Origin of the sequence: Mastigocoleus testarum BC008, assembly GCF_001456025.1 — a bacterium.
GTDB classification, from domain to species: Bacteria; Cyanobacteriota; Cyanobacteriia; order Cyanobacteriales; family Nostocaceae; genus Mastigocoleus; species Mastigocoleus testarum.
The window spans coordinates 13,619-30,624 of sequence record NZ_LMTZ01000135.1; the positions used below are offsets into that span (position 1 = coordinate 13,619).

The following is a 17,006-nucleotide window of genomic DNA, read 5'->3' on the forward strand; positions in this document are numbered from 1 at the left end:
TGCGGATCTGCCGACGCAGCAGGCTCTATGCCACGTTCGCGCAGCGCCTTCTCAGCGGCGGCACACAGTGCTATCCCCAGTCCCCAATCATTATATTTTTTTAGTTAGTGATTTATTTTACATTTTCCCTTAATAAATTAACTTAATTCTATAAATTAATAACTTAGCTATCAGTAAAATTACTGTACTGTAGTATTCAGCCACAAACCTATCATTTGGCAATCTAACCTCTCATGTCTCCATCCATACCCAATCAGCAACCAACACTTTCCGAACAAGATAACGAATTTTTTGTGGTGGGAATTGGTGCTTCTGCTGGAGGTCTGCGCCCTCTGGAAGAATTTTTCGGAAATATGCCTATGGATAGTGGCGCAGCATTTGTCGTGATTCAGCACCTATCACCAGATTTTAAAAGTCTGATGAAAGAATTACTGGGGCGAAAAACGCGCTTGGAAATATATCGGGTAGAAGATGGGATGGAATTGAAGCCCAATTCTGTATATTTAATTCCTCCGGGCAAAAATTTAGTAATAGAAGGTAGATATTTACGTCTACAAAAGCAACACAGAAATCAGAATAAACCAAATTTTCCCATCGATCTATTTTTTGAATCTTTAGGAAGGAATCATGCTGAAAGAGCTATTGGGGTGGTACTTTCGGGGACCGGAAGTGACGGTACTCACGGTTTGCAGGCGATAAATGAAGCCGGTGGAGTTACAATGGTGCAGGATCCGGCTACTGCTGAGTTTGATGGCATGCCTGAAAGCGCGATCGCTACAGGGACGATCGACCGGATTCTATCTCCAAAGGAATTAGCACAACTGATCTATCGCTTTGTCCAATCCCCAATGTTAGGACTGAATGATACAGTTTTTTCTGGCGATCGCCAACAGTCAGTAACTTCAAATCTGGTGTTATCTTGGGATTCCCCCAAATTAGAAAAGATTATTCAAATTCTTGGGGAATACGAACAAGTTGATTTTTCTCATTACAAAATAAGTACCTTATCACGTCGCATCCATCGCCGTTGCTCACTCAATGGATTCAATAATCTCAATACTTATATTAAACATTTACAAGAATCATCCCCAGAGCGAAAAACACTTTATCAAGATTTACTCATTAGCGTTACCCGTTTTTTCCGCGATCAACAAGTTTGGCAATTTCTGGAAAATAGTATCATCCCTTCAATACTAGAAAATGTTAAGTCGGGAGAAGAACTGCGTTTTTGGGTAACTGCTTGTGCAACAGGGGAAGAAGCATACTCTTTGGCGATGTTACTTGATGAAGCTGTCACTGATTTAGGTAAATCGGTCAAAATCAAGATTTTTGCTACTGATATTGATCGAATAGCTTTAGAAAAAGCAGGTTTGGGTATTTATCCGGAAACTCTTGCTAATGATATTAGTCAGGAGCGATTAGAAAGATATTTTGTTCGCAAAGAACAATCTTTTCAGGTAGCACGGCGTTTGCGAGAAATGCTGATTTTTGCTCCTAACGATTTAAGCAAAGATGCTTGCTTCACTCGCATGCAGTTAATTACCTGTCGTAATGTGCTGATTTATATGCAGCCCCAGTTGCAGCAGCACATACTGCGAAATCTCCATTTTTCTTTAGTACATAAGGGCTTTCTAGTTTTGGGAGAAGCAGAAACCGTTGGAGATTTTGAGGGTGAATTTGAGCAACTGCACAAAACCGGGAAAATTTATCAAAAACAACGGGATGTGCGTTTAAGTTTACCGATGAAAGGACTCGACAGAGTTAGCAAAATTTCCCAACAACAATTAGGTGTGAAACAAGTCAATGTTTCTCTCAAAGAACGAATGCTCGAAGCAAGTTTAAACATGTTCTTGGGAGAGCAAAAATCTACCTGTATGCTGGTAAGTAAGAATAATCAAATGCTCCACCTATTTCAAGACTTAGCTAAAGTATTAGTCTTTCCTACTGGTAGTCCGACAGCAGATGTTACCAAGTTAGTTACTCCTTCGTTGCAATTACCCCTCAATACTGCACTACATCGAGCGATACGACAACAAGGTCCAGTTTTGTACACTGGAATTAAACTTAAAGAAGAAGATGAAGATGAACCCCGTCAAATAAATTTAAAAGTTGCTTACCACCAAGCAAATAAAATGACGGCGGATTTTTTGATGGTGTTAATTGAAGAAGATGGGTTACCTGTACCCGCACCAAAAAGTGATGAGTTTGAAGCCAGTAGCGAAGCTCAAGCGCGTTTGATGGAGATGGAGTATGAACTTCAAGAAACTCGCGAAAATCTCCAAGCAACGATTGAAGAATTAGAGACAATTAATGAGGAACAGCAAGCGACTAATGAGGAATTAATTGCTTCTAATGAAGAATTGCAAAGTACTAATGAGGAATTGCATTCAGTTAACGAAGAACTTTACACTGTGAATGCAGAGTACCAAGCAAAAATTCAACAGTTAACCGAACTGAATAATGATGTAGAAAATTTGCTCCAGACTACGGAAATTGGCGTAATTTTCTTAGACAAAGACTTAAAAATCCGTAAATTTACTCAAGCTGCAACTATTGCGATCAGTATGATGACAACAGATGTTGGTCGTGCGTTGAGTGACCTTTCTTATAAAATTGACTGTCCGAATTTGCTCGAACTTCTCAATCAAGTAATTACTAGTAAGCAAGCTCGGGAAAAAGAGGTTCAGCTGTGCAATGATGATGGTACTTACATGCTCATGCGGATTCATCCCTATCGCCAAGAAGATGGAATTGTTGATGGTGTAGTAATAAGTTTTGTAGATATTGGCGAACTCAAGAGAGCGCAAGAAGAAATCTACCAAGTTAATGAAGCGCTACAGGAGTCAGAGCATAAGCTACGTCAACTCAATCAAGAATTAGAACAACGGGTTAAAGACCGTACCGTAGCATTGCAAACAACCAATGAAGAATTAACCCGAGAAATAAACGTCCGCAAACAGGTAGAAAATTCCTTGCGGGAAAACAGACAAAATTTACACGAAAGTGAAGAACGTTTTCGAGCTACTTTTGAACAAGCAGCAGTCGGTATCGCCCAACTTGCACCGGATGGACGTTGGTTGCGAGTAAATCAGAGGCTTTGTGATATTGTTGGTTACTCCGAAGCAGAATTATTACGGTGCACTTTTCAAGATATTACCTATCCTGAAGATTTAGATGCGGATTTGGAATATGTCCGGAAAATCCTCGCGGGTGAGATTGAAAATTACTCAATGGAGAAGCGCTACATCTGCAAAAACAGTTCTTTAGTTTGGATCAATTTGACAGTTTCTCTGGTCATAGATGAAGGTACCCAAGAAGCAAAATATTTTGTTGCTGTCGTTCAAGATATTTCTATTCGCAAGGAAGCAGAAGCATCTCTCAACCGTACTTCTGAAGCTTTGCAAGAAATTACAGAACGTTACGAACTAGCAGTTAAAGGTTCAGGAGATGGTCTTTGGGATTGGGATATTAAGAATAACCAAGCTTATGTTTCTCCAAGATGGAAGAAAATACTTGGTTACGAGGAGGATGAATTAGAAGGACACCCAGATCTCTTCTTTGACCGTTTACATCCCGATGACAATGAGTGGGTACGTCAAGCTGTTGCAAGTCATTTACAGCAAGGTGCACCTTTTGAAGTGGAATGTCGTTTACAAAATAAAGCCGGAGAATACATTTGGATTCGCAGTCGAGGTCAAGCTATTTGGGATAAAGCTGGTAACCCAGTGCGAATGTCTGGTTCTATCAGTGATATTACACAGTTGAAAAGAATTGAAGCCGCATTACGTAAAGTAAATACAGAATTAATTACAGCTAAAGAAAATGCTGAGTCCGCAAATCTGGCTAAAAGTGACTTTCTGGCGAAAATGACCCACGAATTACGGACTCCTTTAACTGCAATTCTTGGTTTTACTCAAATCTTAAACCGCGACCCTAAATTAAATAGCAATCAGCGCAAGCATTTAGATACTATTCTTCGCAGCGGTCAACATCTGCTCTCATTAATTAACGAAATTTTAGATATTTCCAAGATTGAAGCCGGAATGGCGGAACTTAATCCTGTTAGCTTTGATTTACATAATTGTCTTGAGTCTTTAAAACAAATGTTTCAAGTCAAAGCTGAGGAAAAAGGTTTGCAACTGAATTTTGAGGTTGACCTAAAAATAACCCAACAGGTGATCGCTGATGAGGGTAAGCTACGTCAAATTTTAATTAATATCTTAGGTAATGCAATCAAGTTTACTAATTCTGGTAATGTAACTTTGCAAGTAACAGCAGATACCAAAAATATAGAAATATCCGATCCTGAAAATCACATTCGGGATAAACAAATCAAAATACAAACAAGTAAAACTGAAGCTTATACAAATCTTCTTCCAAATTTACGTTTATTATTCCAAGTAGAAGATACCGGTAGGGGTATTGCAAGCGAAGAACTAGATCATATTTTTGATACTTTTGTGCAAACAAAAAAAGATCGCTATTCTCCCGATGAAGGAACTGGTTTGGGTTTAACCATTAGCAAACGATACATTGAGTTAATGGGTGGAGATATTCACGTAACTAGTAAGCTCAACCAAGGAACAACAGTTGATTTTGATATCCTTGTCACCACATCACTACCACAAAATAATGAAGATTTGATTTCCCAAGGAAACATTCAACGTTTAGCACCCAATCAATCCCAAAATCTTATCCTGATAGCAGAAGATCAAGAAGAAAACCGTCAACTACTCGTACAGATACTTTCACCAGTTGGATTTAAAGTCATCGAAGCTGTTAACGGTCGTGAAGCTGTCGAATTGTGGAAAAAACACCAACCACAATTAATTATTATGGATATGCGCATGCCGGTAATGGATGGTTACCAAGCTACTCGACAGATCAAAAGTTCTCCCCAGGGTCAAAAAACTAAAATTATTGCATTAACAGCGACAGCATTTGATGAAGACAGAAAACTCGTACTCGCAGCTGGTTGCGACGAATTTATTCGCAAACCTTTTGAAGAAGAAGTTCTTTTAGAAACGATCGCTCATCACTTAAATTTAGAATACCTTTATGATGGAGAGCAATTATCTAATAAGGTTTCCCAGGAATCTCGTCAAAATTCTTTGACTCCTCAAAATTTTGAATTAATGTCTGCCGAATGGTGTCGTAAAGTAAATATTGCGGCTCGGGAATGCAGTCAAAAAACTCTTTTGCGACTGTTAGCGGATATTCCCGAAGAACACCATATTCTCAAGGAGGAACTTTTTAATTTAATTGATAAATTTCAGTTCGATACTATTGCTAATTTAACTAAAAATTAACTTAACTAAATTAAATTAATTAAATTAAATTAATCAAATCTCTTGTATAAGATACAACTATAGTCTACTTCACCAAAAAAATCACAGATTCGTTTATCATCATCAAAACCATGTAGAGAAATTACATGTAACGTCTCTACAATCCATCATTATCAATCTGATAGACTACTGCTAGTTCAGTAATAAATTTACATAATTATTAAATTTTCAATACCTTAAAATTTGCTTTATTTATATTTATTAAACGTATATCTAGGATAAATTAGATTACATCACCTAAGTGCCTGCGGAAAGTTCAAAAAGATAGGACAAGAAAAATAAGACACCATGCAATCTTCAGAATCTGGCGAACAACAAAATAATTCCTCTCAAACAAAAGATTTTTTTGTTGTTGGAATTGGTGCATCAGCTGGTGGACTTCGTCCAATAGAAGAATTTTTTGAACATATACCCACTGATAGTGGAGCAGCATTTGTGATTGTTCAGCATCTCTCACCAGATTTTAAAAGTCTGATGAAAGAATTGCTAGGACGGAAAACCAAGATGGAGATTTATCGGGTAGAAGATGGTATGCGACTCAAGCCAAATTCTATCTACCTGATTCCACCGGGTAAAAATTTAGTTATAGAAAATAAATACTTACGCTTACAAAAGCAAAATCGTAACAATCAAAGACCAAATTTTTCCATAGATATATTTTTTAAATCCCTAGCTCAAGATTGTCCGGAAAGAGCCATTGCATTGGTGCTTTCAGGGACGGGTAGCGACGGTACCCACGGAGTTAGGGCGATTCATGAAGCTGGCGGTTTAGCAATGGCGCAAGATCCTCAAACGGCAGAATTTGATGGAATGCCGACTAGTGCGATCGCAACAGGAGTTATTGAACAAGTATTATCGCCACCAGAACTGGCTGAAATAATATATAAGTGTCTAAAATCGCCCAGCACAACTACTGAATGCATATCGTCGGATTCAGAATTTGGTTTAAACTCAGAGAAAATTCAGCGAATTAGTAATATTCTAGCCCGCCACGATCAAGTTGATTTTTCCCATTATAAACCTAGCACCTTATGCCGACGCATTCACCGTCGCTGCTTAATCGTCGGTTGTAAAAATCTTGAGGATTATATCGATCTCCTAGAAGTTTTTCCGGAGGAAAGAGAGTCTCTACGTAACGATTTACTCATTAGCGTTACCAGTTTCTTTCGAGACTTTTCAGCTTGGGAATATTTGAAAATTAACGTTATTCCCAACTTGCTAGAAACGATTAAAGCTGGAGAAGAATTACGTGTTTGGGTAAGTGCTTGCGCAACAGGGGAAGAGGCTTACTCCCTGGGAATATTACTGGATGAAGCAATTGATAACTTGGGTAAGTCGGTAAAAGTGAAGATTTTTGCGACTGATATTGACAAACTAGCACTAGAAAAAGCTGCAAACGGTATTTATCCAGAAACGATTGCTAACGATATTTCTCCAGAGCGCTTGGAAAAATACTTTATCCACAAAGACCAATGTTTTCAAGTCACGCGGAAACTGCGAGAAATGTTGATTTTTGCTCCCCATGACCTTGCTAAAGATGCTGGTTTTACCCGAATACATCTAATTACTTGTCGCAACGTCCTAATTTATATGCAAACACAGTTGCAGCAGCAGGTATTACGCAATCTTCATTTTTCTTTATCATTGCAGGGTATTTTATTTTTGGGAGAAGCGGAAACGGTTGGTGAATACCAACATGAATTTTCCACAGTGCACGAAAAGTGGAAAATTTATCAAAAGCGACGGGATGTTAGACTACCTTTGCCGGTCAGAGGTATAGAAAAGATTTCTCGGAATTTCAAGACTCAACAATCTGCTTTCCCACTAAATAATTCTCGTAAAGAACAGATGCTCGAACTAGCGTTTACTGGTTTTTTAGCGGAGAATAAAACAACTTGTTTGTTGGTCGATAGAGATTATCAAGTATTGCATATATTTGAAGATTTGTTAGGGGTGCTTAAACTACCTACAGGTAACCCCACTATGGATATTACCAAATTAGTGCTCCCAAGCTTGCAATTACCTCTGAATACCGCACTTCACCGCGCCAAACGGGAAAAAGGTCCTGTTTCATATATAGGTATTAATCTGTGTAAAGACGACTGCGAGCAAAGCGTTAACCTCAAAGTTAGTTATTATCAAGGGAAAAAACTGGCTGGAGATTTATTGATGGTGGTGATGTCAGCACAAACGCCGTCACAATCAATCCCCGTTGGTGATCGCTTTGAAGCTGATAGCGAATCTCAAGAGCGAATTATCCAACTCGAACACGAACTCCAACAAACCCGAGAAAACCTCCAAGCTACGATCGAAGAATTAGAAACTAGTAACGAAGAACAGCAAGCAACTAACGAAGAATTAATTGCTTCCAACGAAGAATTGCAGAGCACTAACGAAGAACTGCATTCTGTTAATGAGGAACTTTTTAGCGTAAATACCGAACACCAATCAAAAATTCAGGAACTTACCGAGCTTAACAGTGATGTTCATAACTTGCTCGGGAGCACAAACATTGGTGTGGTGTTTTTAGACCAAGACCTGAAAATTCGTAAGTTTACTCGCGCTGCAACCCAAGCAATTAATCTCGTAGGTACCGATATCGGTCGTCCCCTTGCTCATTTATCCTACAACTTCCATTGCTCCGACTTGATGGAATTGCTCAAGCAAGTAATTGCGACTCAAGAACCCCAAGAACGGGAAGTCAAGATAAATAGTAGTGGAATAAATCTGCTCATGCGGATAAATCCCTATCAACAAGAAAACGAACTAGCTGATGGAGTTGTAATAACATTTGTTGATATTAACGAAATCAAAAAAGTTCAACAAAAACTTAGCGATGCTAACGACGCACTCCAGGAAAGGGAACAACAGTTAGGGGCGATTTTATCCAATACCAAATCAATCATCTATCTTAAAGATATTCAGGGACGTTACATATTAGGAAACAAGTATTTATTTGAGGTCATTGATTTATCAGAAGAGGAAGTAATAGGAAAAACCGACGGCGAATTATTTCCCCCTCAATTCGCTGATGTGTTCTACGCAAACGATCAAGAAGTCTTAGATAAGGGAAAAGCTTTAGAATTTGAGGAACAACTGCTTATCAAAGACAAACTTCACACTTATATTTCCGTCAAAGCTCCGTTGAAAGATCCTGATTCGGGAATCGCATATGCAATATGTGGTATATCAACCGATATTTCTCATATCAAGCAGATCGAAGCCGAACTGCGTCAAGCAAATACACAATTAGCAAAAGCAAAAGAAGGTGCAGAAGCAGCAAATAAGGCTAAAAGTGAGTTTCTAGCCAAAATGACCCATGAATTAAGAACTCCCCTCAATGCAATTCTGGGTTTTACGCAAATTTTGCACCGTCAAGATAATTTCAACAAACAACAGCATAAATATTTAGATACTGTTTTACGTAGCGGTAAACATTTACTGGATTTAATCAACGATATTTTAGACATCTCCAAAATTGAAGCAGGAATGTCTGAATTGCGCATCAGCGGTTTCGATCTGTACGGTATGATCGATTCTCTGGAACAAATGTTACATAATAGAGCTTCTAGCAAAGGTTTGCAGTTCAATATTCGAATTGATCGCGATGTTCCCCAGTACATCAATGCAGACGAAGCTAAATTACGCCAGATATTAATTAATCTCCTAGGGAATGCCATTAAGTTTACCAAGTCTGGTAGTGTAAATCTACATATAAAAATTGCTGAAAATTTACTATTGAGATCGGAAGAAATAAAATCAGAAGAAATAAAATTAGAAGAAATAAAACTTCAAAAATCAACAATTAATTTTGAAGTTGAAGATACAGGGAAAGGGATTCCACCGGAAGAATTAAATCGGGTATTTGAAGCTTTTGTTCAATCTGGAACAAGTTATCAAACATTTGAAGGAACCGGTTTGGGCTTAGCAATTAGCAAACGCTTTGTCGAATTAATGGGTGGTGAAATTCACATTCAAAGTACCTTAGGTCGAGGAACAAAAGTCGATTTCGATCTCACTGTTACTTCCATACCTAAAGAAGAATTTACTCAATCTCTACCCAAAGGTCGTATTGTTGGTTTAGCACCAGACCAACCCAAACCACTTATCCTTGTAGTGGAAGATAACTGGGAAAATCGTCAACTGCTATTCCAAATCTTATCAGATGTCGGATTTTTAGTTATTACCGCCAGCGATGGTAAAGAAGCGGTGGAAAAATGGGAGCAACACGATCCTGCTCTCATTCTCATGGATATGCGTATGCCTGTGATGGACGGCTATCAAGCTACCAAATATATTAAATCAAGCGACAAAGGCAAGAATACCACAATTATTATTGCTCAGACAGCCAGCGCTTTTAATGAAGAGAGAAAGTTTATGCTCTCCCTAGGGTGTAATGACTTCATCCACAAACCATTTCAAGAACAAGTTATTTTAGAAAAAATAGGTATTCATTTAGGAATTAACTTCATTTACCAATCAGACTTAAATCGATCTGCTTCCCCAGAAAATACTTCAGTCCCCTTAACTTCTGACTCCCTTACTGTAATGTCGAAGGAATGGCGCAATAAACTTAATCAATTTGCCAGTACCTGCAATCAAAATGCAGTCATGCAAACCCTCTCCGAAATTCCTGAAACCCACAATCCCCTCAAACAGCGACTTTTTAAACTAGCATATGATTTTCAATTTGATACAATTGTTGGTCTAACCAAAATTCCTACCAGCGAAAATGTAAGTAAATGAGTAGGAAAGCGCCCCAGGAGGGTCAAAATCGAAACCGTCCTTATGCAGGTTAATGCGATGGGGTGCTGGAGCACAACAAAAGTCAAAATTAATTAAAACCCCTCCCAACTAATGAAACTAAAATATTTTATGACTTCGGCTAAAATCTTTGCTGTATAAGGCTTTAAAATGTGCCATTTAAAAAGAGCAAGGAGTCCACGATCCAAACAGCTAGTCATTATACCAAATCCGATTTTTAAAACCCCTTTATATTTTTTGGGATTTCTCCCCACACTTCCCACACCTCCCACACTTCCCTCTCTCATTCTAAAAAGGGGTAATTAACCCGGACTTAGTATTACTTTACCCTGGGCACAATTGTATCAAATCCATTAACATCGAAATTGTATATTTTGCACGCACATAGGCGCAGAACTTTTTAAATCACCTTTTAGAACATTCCAAAGTAAACGGGAAATATATCACATGCTTCATCACTCATAATTCATAACTCATTTAACTATCCATCACCTCATCTGCACTTAGGTAAATCAAACAATAATATCTCGTACTACTGTTATTAAATACACTTCATTTTTGAAGCTAATTATTATAATCTAAAGCCCTAGGACTTTAATTCAAAGTAAGTTATGGAACAGAAGTCGCAGGAGCCAGGGTTTAAGGGCGACATTCTTATCATTGATGATGAACTAGATAATCTACGAGTTTTATCTACAATTCTTGAATCTTCCGGGTATCAAGTCAGGCAGGCGACCAATGGAGATACTGGTATTAGAACAGCAAATTTGCAACTACCAGACCTAATTTTACTCGATATTCTGATGCCAGAAATTGATGGTTATCAAGTTTGTCAACAATTAAAAAGCAACTCCACTACCTTTAACATACCTATCATTTTCTTCAGCGCTTTAGGTATGGGAAATGACAAAGCAAAAGGATTTAGCGTCGGTGCAGTAGACTTTATCACTAAGCCCTTTCAAATTGAAGAAGTTTTAGCAAGAGTTGAACATCAACTTACGATTCGTAAACTACAAACTCAGTTAGAGAGAAAAAATCAGGAACTCAAGTTACAAAATAGTCGCTTACGTTCAGAAATTTATATTCGCGAGCAAACAGAAACAGAACTACGACGTTCTCAAGCTCAACTAAATGTAAGAAATCAAGAATTACAAACAGCACTGAGCAATCTTGAAAAGACTCAATGGCAATTAATTCAAAGTGAAAAAATGTCAAGTTTGGGAGAATTAGCTACCCAATTAGCACATGAAATTAACAATCCTCTAAATTCTATTTATAGGAATATAAAATATGTTTATGACTACGGTAAATCTTTGAAAAATATTATTGATATTTATACAAAAAGTTGTCAAAAAGAAAGTTGTTATTCTACAAATAAAGAAACTCTTAAAGTCATACAAAATCACGAGCTAAATTTTATCCTAGATGATTACTCTCAAGTCCTTAATTCCATGACAAAAGGAGCAAAAAAAATTGATAAAATTGTTTCCTCAATGCTATATTTTTCCCGCTGCAATAAAGGCGAATTTAATCAGGTAGATATTCACCAGGGGATAGATAGCATTTTGACAATTTTACAAAGTCGCTTGAATGCTCAAACAAACCGAAAAGCAATTCAAGTGAGACACAACTACAATAATGTTCCCTTAATTCAAGGTTGTAAGACTCAATTAAATCAGGTGTTCATGAAAATCTTAGACAATTCTATTGATGCTCTGGAAGAAAAGCTAGAAATTGCTGATGATAAATTTGTTCCCATAATTAACATTAGTACCAAATTTACAAAAGCGAAAATTCATCAATGTAACTCACAAAAATTATCTGATAAAGTAGTAGAGATTTGCATTACTGATAATGGAATTGGTGTTCCAGCAAAATATCAAAATCAAGTATTTGAACCTTTTTTTACTACCAAAAAATCTGAAAAAAAAGCTGGACTGGGTTTATCGTTAAGCTACTTGATCGTTGTCGAAAAACATCATGGTGAGTTAAAGTTTTGTTCCAAACCCACTCAAGAAACAGAAGTACTGATTCGATTACCTTTATCATATTCCTCTTCTGAGACCCTCCGGGAGACCAATCTCTAGAAAGCTTATCAGATAATAAATAGGGCTTACTGTTAAAAAATTCCTTTGCTGGGGGTAGGGAACAGGGGACACGGACTACCCCGCGCTAACACTCCGCTAATAGCCCCTTGGGTATAAAAACGCTGCGTATGTGCTATGCACACGCTATAGCTGCGCTACCTTACGGATCCGCTAACGTAATGACAATTATTTATCCGGAAATGATATGATGGAAATCTATTCGACTCTTAAATCATTTTGTAATTAAGATTTTTTGCAGATTTACTTACAGGTGTAGCAATCATTTTCATTCCTGCGGGTGCAGCTGAAGTGAAACCGCGACGTACTGGAGCAACCGGACGGCTATCGCGACGTGAAACTACATAATTTGACAAAATAGTAGCGATCGCAATTTTCATTTCATATAAAGCAAAAGCCATTCCGATACAGCGACGATTACCACCACCAAAAGGTAAAAATTCGTAGGGTGAAAATTGTCTTTCTAAAAATCTTTCTGGTTTAAATTTCTTCGGTTCTGGGTAAACTTCTTCGCGGTGGTGAGCCATATAAATACTAGGAATAATTCCTGTCCCTACGGGTAACTTATAACCCATAATTTCAATTGGAGATGTGACAAAACGTAAAACTCCGCTCATTACTATCGGGTGAATGCGTAAAGTTTCTTGGCAAACCGCAGTAAGATAAGGCAACTTGCTAATAATATTTGGGTCTAAATTATCCCCCTGTTCAGCTAATTCTTTAAGTAATTTCCCTTGCACATCTGGTAAATAATCAATCCAGTAAAATGCCCAGGATAAAGCTGAAGCAGTGGTTTCATGTCCTGCAATTAATAAAGTCATCAACTCGTCGTGTAAATCCTGGTCTGACATCGGTTGACCATCTTCATCACGAGCAGACATCATTAAGCTGAGAATATCTTGGCGGTCTCGATCAGATTCTACTCGACGTTCTTGAATTAACTCGTAAATTAACTCATCTATTTGTTGTAATTTGCGCTTCATTTGTCCCCAAGGACTCAAACCACCAAATTCTTTTTGCAAAAAACTAAAAAATAAACCAGCAGAAAGTAAAGGCGATCCAATCGACTCCAGGACAGAATTCAATAATTTAGCCAACTTTTGGGAACGTTTTCCCTCATCCAAACCAAATACAACCCTTAAAATAACCTGCAAAGCAATTTCTTGCATTGAACCCCTAATCTTAAAAGGTTTACCCATTTCCCATTGATTGCTGACTTGTTCGACAACATCACGGATAGTTTCCCCATAAGCCCGCATTCTTTCACCATGGAAGGGAGGAGCTAGCAATTGACGTTGACGACGATGCTCTTCCCCATCAAGCAAAATAATAGAGCGATCGCCCAAAAGAAATCTCAAGATTCTACTTGCACTTCTAAGATTGTTAGGATTTGTAGTGAATAGCTGCTCCAAAGCTTCCGGATGACTAATGTAGATGACAGCAGTATCGTTGTAAAATCCCCTAATTGCGAATGTATCCCCGTAAACTTTGGCAAAATCTTCTACATATTTAATTGGTTGAAACACAAACTTAAATCGCCGTAATAGCTTCGGCATATTTGGTCCATCAGGTAGGCTGTTGCTTGGTTTCATAATAAATATTTGAATGAGAAATTGGAGTGAGAATAGGATTCGATTCAGAATTAGTGATTCTAGCTTTATCTATTGTGGCAATTTTTTTCTTGGATGCTCTATTGGGCTTAAAATAATAATAGGACTCACGCAACCGGCACATTTTTCTTGTAGGGCGCATGATACTTGAAGTGAACTCGAAAGTATTAATAATAAATTTTTTAGTATTACGTACCACCGGTGTATTGTGACAATTGCGTAAGTCCTAAATAAGTAAGGACATATTAGTAATCAGTAATTAATAAATTAGTAATTACTAAGTATTTGGTCACCCGTAACGCGATATATTCAACCATAGAGCATTAAAATTAACCAGTGCCAAAAGTAATCGCGATCCTGAATGGAAAGGGTGGGGTAGGCAAAACAACGACCTCAGTTAATTTGGCTGCAATATTTGCAGAGAAAACAAAAGTACTTTTAGTAGATGCAGACATTCAAGCTTCTGCCACTTGGTGGGTCGAGCGGAGTGAGAATGGTATGAGTTTTGACTTATCCCAAGAGACCAATCCCCAATTATTAGGTCGTTTACGTAAAATAAAAGGTTACGATTTAGTAGTAGTCGATACGCCTCCGGCACTGCAATCGGAAGCATTAACAGCGGTAGTGAAAAGTGCAGATTACCTAGTTTTGCCTACACCTCCAGCACCGATGGATTTAACAGTTCTAATTGAAACAATTAGCCAAGCTGTTACTCCTGCAGGAGTACTTCATCGAGTGCTTTTAACTAAAGTAGACATGCGAAGTTTAAAGGAAGCACTAGAAGCCCAAAATACTCTGATGCAGTTGGGAATTTCCTCCTGCAAAGCCTTTGTCCGGATTTATAAAGCTCACGAACGCGCAGCGCTTGAAGGTGTCGCGATTACTCAATGGCGAGGAAAAAATGCTTGCGAGGCGGAATCTGATTACCGTCGCGTGGCTGATGAATTACAGCGTGATTGGAGAAAATAATGGCTAGGAAACGTCTTTCGGACTTGCTACAAGAAGAAACTAAAAAAGTTACTCAAATTGAAGATGCTGCTGCAATTGATGTTAAAGCTACCCCCGTTGATGCTTCTGCAGTAGAAGAGGAGAAAAAAGCAAATACTCCAGTAAGTAGTTCAAAAAGTACTAACTCAAAAAATTCCCATTCAAAAAATACTAAAAACACAAATACAAATCAGGCTGATTTAGAAGCTACCATCAAGGAACTAAAAGCAACTCTCGAGCAAGCTCATGAAAATGAAGCAACTTTCGAACATAAAATTAACGATTTGGAATCTGCATTATCCCAGCAAGAGGGATTAGCTTCTGAGTTAAAACAAGAACTTCAAGCAACCAAAAAATCAGCTGATTTAGAAGTTACAGTTCAAGAACTCCAACAAAAATTAGAACAAGCACAGCACAACGAAAAACTTTTGGAGCAGCGAATTAACGATTTAAGAACTGCGATCGCAGCTAAAGATGAATTAATGGAGAGGTTGAAAAAAGACCTACAGCAAGCGAAACAAGATGCGGTGAAACTTGCAGAGATCAATTCTGCCTTAAAAGAACAGATTAATCCTCCCAAACAGAGTAAGACTTACCAACAACCAAAACCACAACAAACACAACAAAAACAAAAGTCAGCAATTCAACCATCAAGACCAGCAGATTTGAGACCTCAACACTATCGTAAATCCCACCTAGTAAGAGATACTAGACCTGTTACGCGATCGCCAAAACCTAGCGGTCCTTCTTCTGAGGATTCTTCCGATAACTCTTCCCAAATGTGGTTACTTGACTAAGTCAGTTATCAGTTAACAGTGAACAGTTATCAGTGAGTAGGGAACAGGGAAAAGGGAACAGGTAACACAGACCATATAACTTTAAACCGGTAACTTATGGTAACTGATAACTGTAGCCCGTAAGGGCGTGGCGTCAGCCATAAACTGGTAACTGTAACTGTTAGCAAAGCGTGGGCGGTCTAGCGTAAGCGTACTGTAAGTATTGCTCATTAACTGTAGCCCGTAAGGGTGTGCGTAGCGTCAGCCATAAACTGGTAACTGAATAACTGAATAACTGATATATATATTAAAATCTGGAAAATCCCAAACGTCTATTTTGTCAGTTGTAAAATACGTACAATTACAAAACATATATCTGCTTTGTATTTATCTATTTACTAAACAGCTATCGACAGCAGGATTATATTATCGGTTAGACTTGAAATTTTAAACTTAAAGTTTTCATCGCTCATGTACAATTTTTTGCCTGTTGCTTATTTTAAAAATCAATTCGCACAGTTTGTTGACGCACAAGTTTCTATTGCGACCCATGCTTTACATTATGGGACAGGTGCATTTGGGGGATTGCGCGGTATCCCCAATCCACAAGATGCAACGCAAATCCTGCTGTTTAGATTAGACCGTCATTGTCAAAGATTAAGTCAAAGCGCAAAGCTATTACACTACGATTTACCAGCAACAAAAATTGAAAGTGTAATCATTGATTTTGTGAAGAAAAATCAACCTAATAAATCTTTTTATATTCGTCCTTTTATCTATACTTCTGATTTAGGAATTTCTCCAAGACTGCATAATGTAGAAAAAGACTTTGCAATTTATGGGATTGAATTAGGAGATTATTTATCACCAGAGGGAGTAAGTTGTAGAATTAGTTCTTGGCAACGACAAGCAGATGCAAGTTTCCCTTTACGTGGTAAGATATCGGGTGCTTATATTACTTCTTCACTTGCTAAAACAGAAGCAGTGGAATCGGGTTTTGATGAAGCAATTTTGATGAATTCCCAAGGAAAAGTTAGTGAAGCTTCGGGAATGAATATTTTTATTGTTAGAAATGGAAAAATTTTTACACCTGGATTCGACCAAGATATTCTGGAAGGAATTACCAGAGATAGTATTTTAATTATTGCAAATGATTTGGGAATAGAAGTAGTAGAAAGACCAATTGATAAATCGGAACTTTTAATTGCTGATGAGGTATTTCTCAGCGGAACGGCAGCTAAAATCAGTCCAGTTAATAGAATAGAAAATTACAAATTATCGCAGCAACGACCAATCACTGAAAAATTGCGTGAAAAACTAACTGCAATTACCGAAAATCGTGAGCCAAAATACAAAGATTGGGTATTCCCAATTTCAATTGCTTAATTTTTCTACCTGTCAGTTATCATATCAAGT

At 37.9% G+C, this 17,006-nt stretch carries 8 protein-coding genes; 6 read left to right on the top strand and 2 right to left on the bottom strand.

Going from position 1 to position 17,006, the window contains the following annotated elements; translation table 11 throughout:
• The first annotated feature begins 233 nt into the window (after positions 1–233).
• Together BC008_RS35725 and BC008_RS35730 are read left to right on the top strand one after the other, a co-directional pair.
• Positions 234–5,309: a chemotaxis protein CheB gene (locus tag BC008_RS35725; protein ID WP_058184362.1), complete on the top strand. Its 5,076-nt coding sequence runs from the start codon at positions 234–236 to the stop codon at positions 5,307–5,309.
• A gap of 327 nt (positions 5,310–5,636) precedes the next feature.
• A complete protein-coding gene (locus BC008_RS35730) occupies positions 5,637–10,094 on the top strand; it encodes a chemotaxis protein CheB (RefSeq protein ID WP_058184364.1) in 4,458 nt (1,485 codons plus the stop codon).
• 92 nt (positions 10,095–10,186) lie between these two features.
• Here the strand turns inward: BC008_RS35730 and BC008_RS49950 are convergent, their stop codons facing one another.
• Positions 10,187–10,399, bottom strand: coding sequence for a hypothetical protein (locus BC008_RS49950; protein WP_036269011.1), 213 nt, complete (start codon positions 10,397–10,399; stop codon positions 10,187–10,189).
• A 324-nt stretch (positions 10,400–10,723) separates the two neighbouring features.
• Between BC008_RS49950 and BC008_RS35740 the strand changes: the two genes are divergently transcribed.
• Positions 10,724–12,199 (top strand): hybrid sensor histidine kinase/response regulator, encoded by a 1,476-nt coding sequence (locus tag BC008_RS35740; RefSeq protein WP_058184366.1) that lies wholly within the window; start codon positions 10,724–10,726, stop codon positions 12,197–12,199.
• A gap of 227 nt (positions 12,200–12,426) precedes the next feature.
• Here BC008_RS35740 and BC008_RS35745 read toward each other — a convergent pair whose 3' ends face one another.
• Positions 12,427–13,809 carry a cytochrome P450 gene (locus BC008_RS35745; protein WP_027842743.1) on the bottom strand — a complete coding sequence of 461 codons (1,383 nt, stop codon included), beginning with the start codon at positions 13,807–13,809 and terminating at the stop codon, positions 12,427–12,429.
• Between the two features lie 354 nt (positions 13,810–14,163).
• Here BC008_RS35745 and BC008_RS35750 point away from each other — a divergent pair, with 354 nt between their 5' ends.
• The 3 genes from BC008_RS35750 (at position 14,164) to BC008_RS35760 (ending at position 16,976) form a co-directional block, all read left to right on the top strand.
• On the top strand, positions 14,164–14,796 hold the full coding sequence (locus BC008_RS35750) for a ParA family protein (protein WP_027842742.1): 633 nt from the start codon (positions 14,164–14,166) through the stop codon (positions 14,794–14,796).
• Positions 14,796–15,611, top strand: coding sequence for a hypothetical protein (locus BC008_RS35755; RefSeq protein WP_058184368.1), 816 nt, complete (start codon positions 14,796–14,798; stop codon positions 15,609–15,611). Before BC008_RS35750 ends, BC008_RS35755 begins: the two co-directional genes overlap by 1 nt.
• Positions 15,612–16,061: 450 nt before the next feature.
• Complete coding sequence (locus BC008_RS35760) at positions 16,062–16,976, top strand: branched-chain amino acid transaminase (RefSeq protein ID WP_027842741.1); 915 nt, start codon at positions 16,062–16,064, stop codon at positions 16,974–16,976.
• The last annotated feature ends 30 nt before the right edge of the window (positions 16,977–17,006 follow it).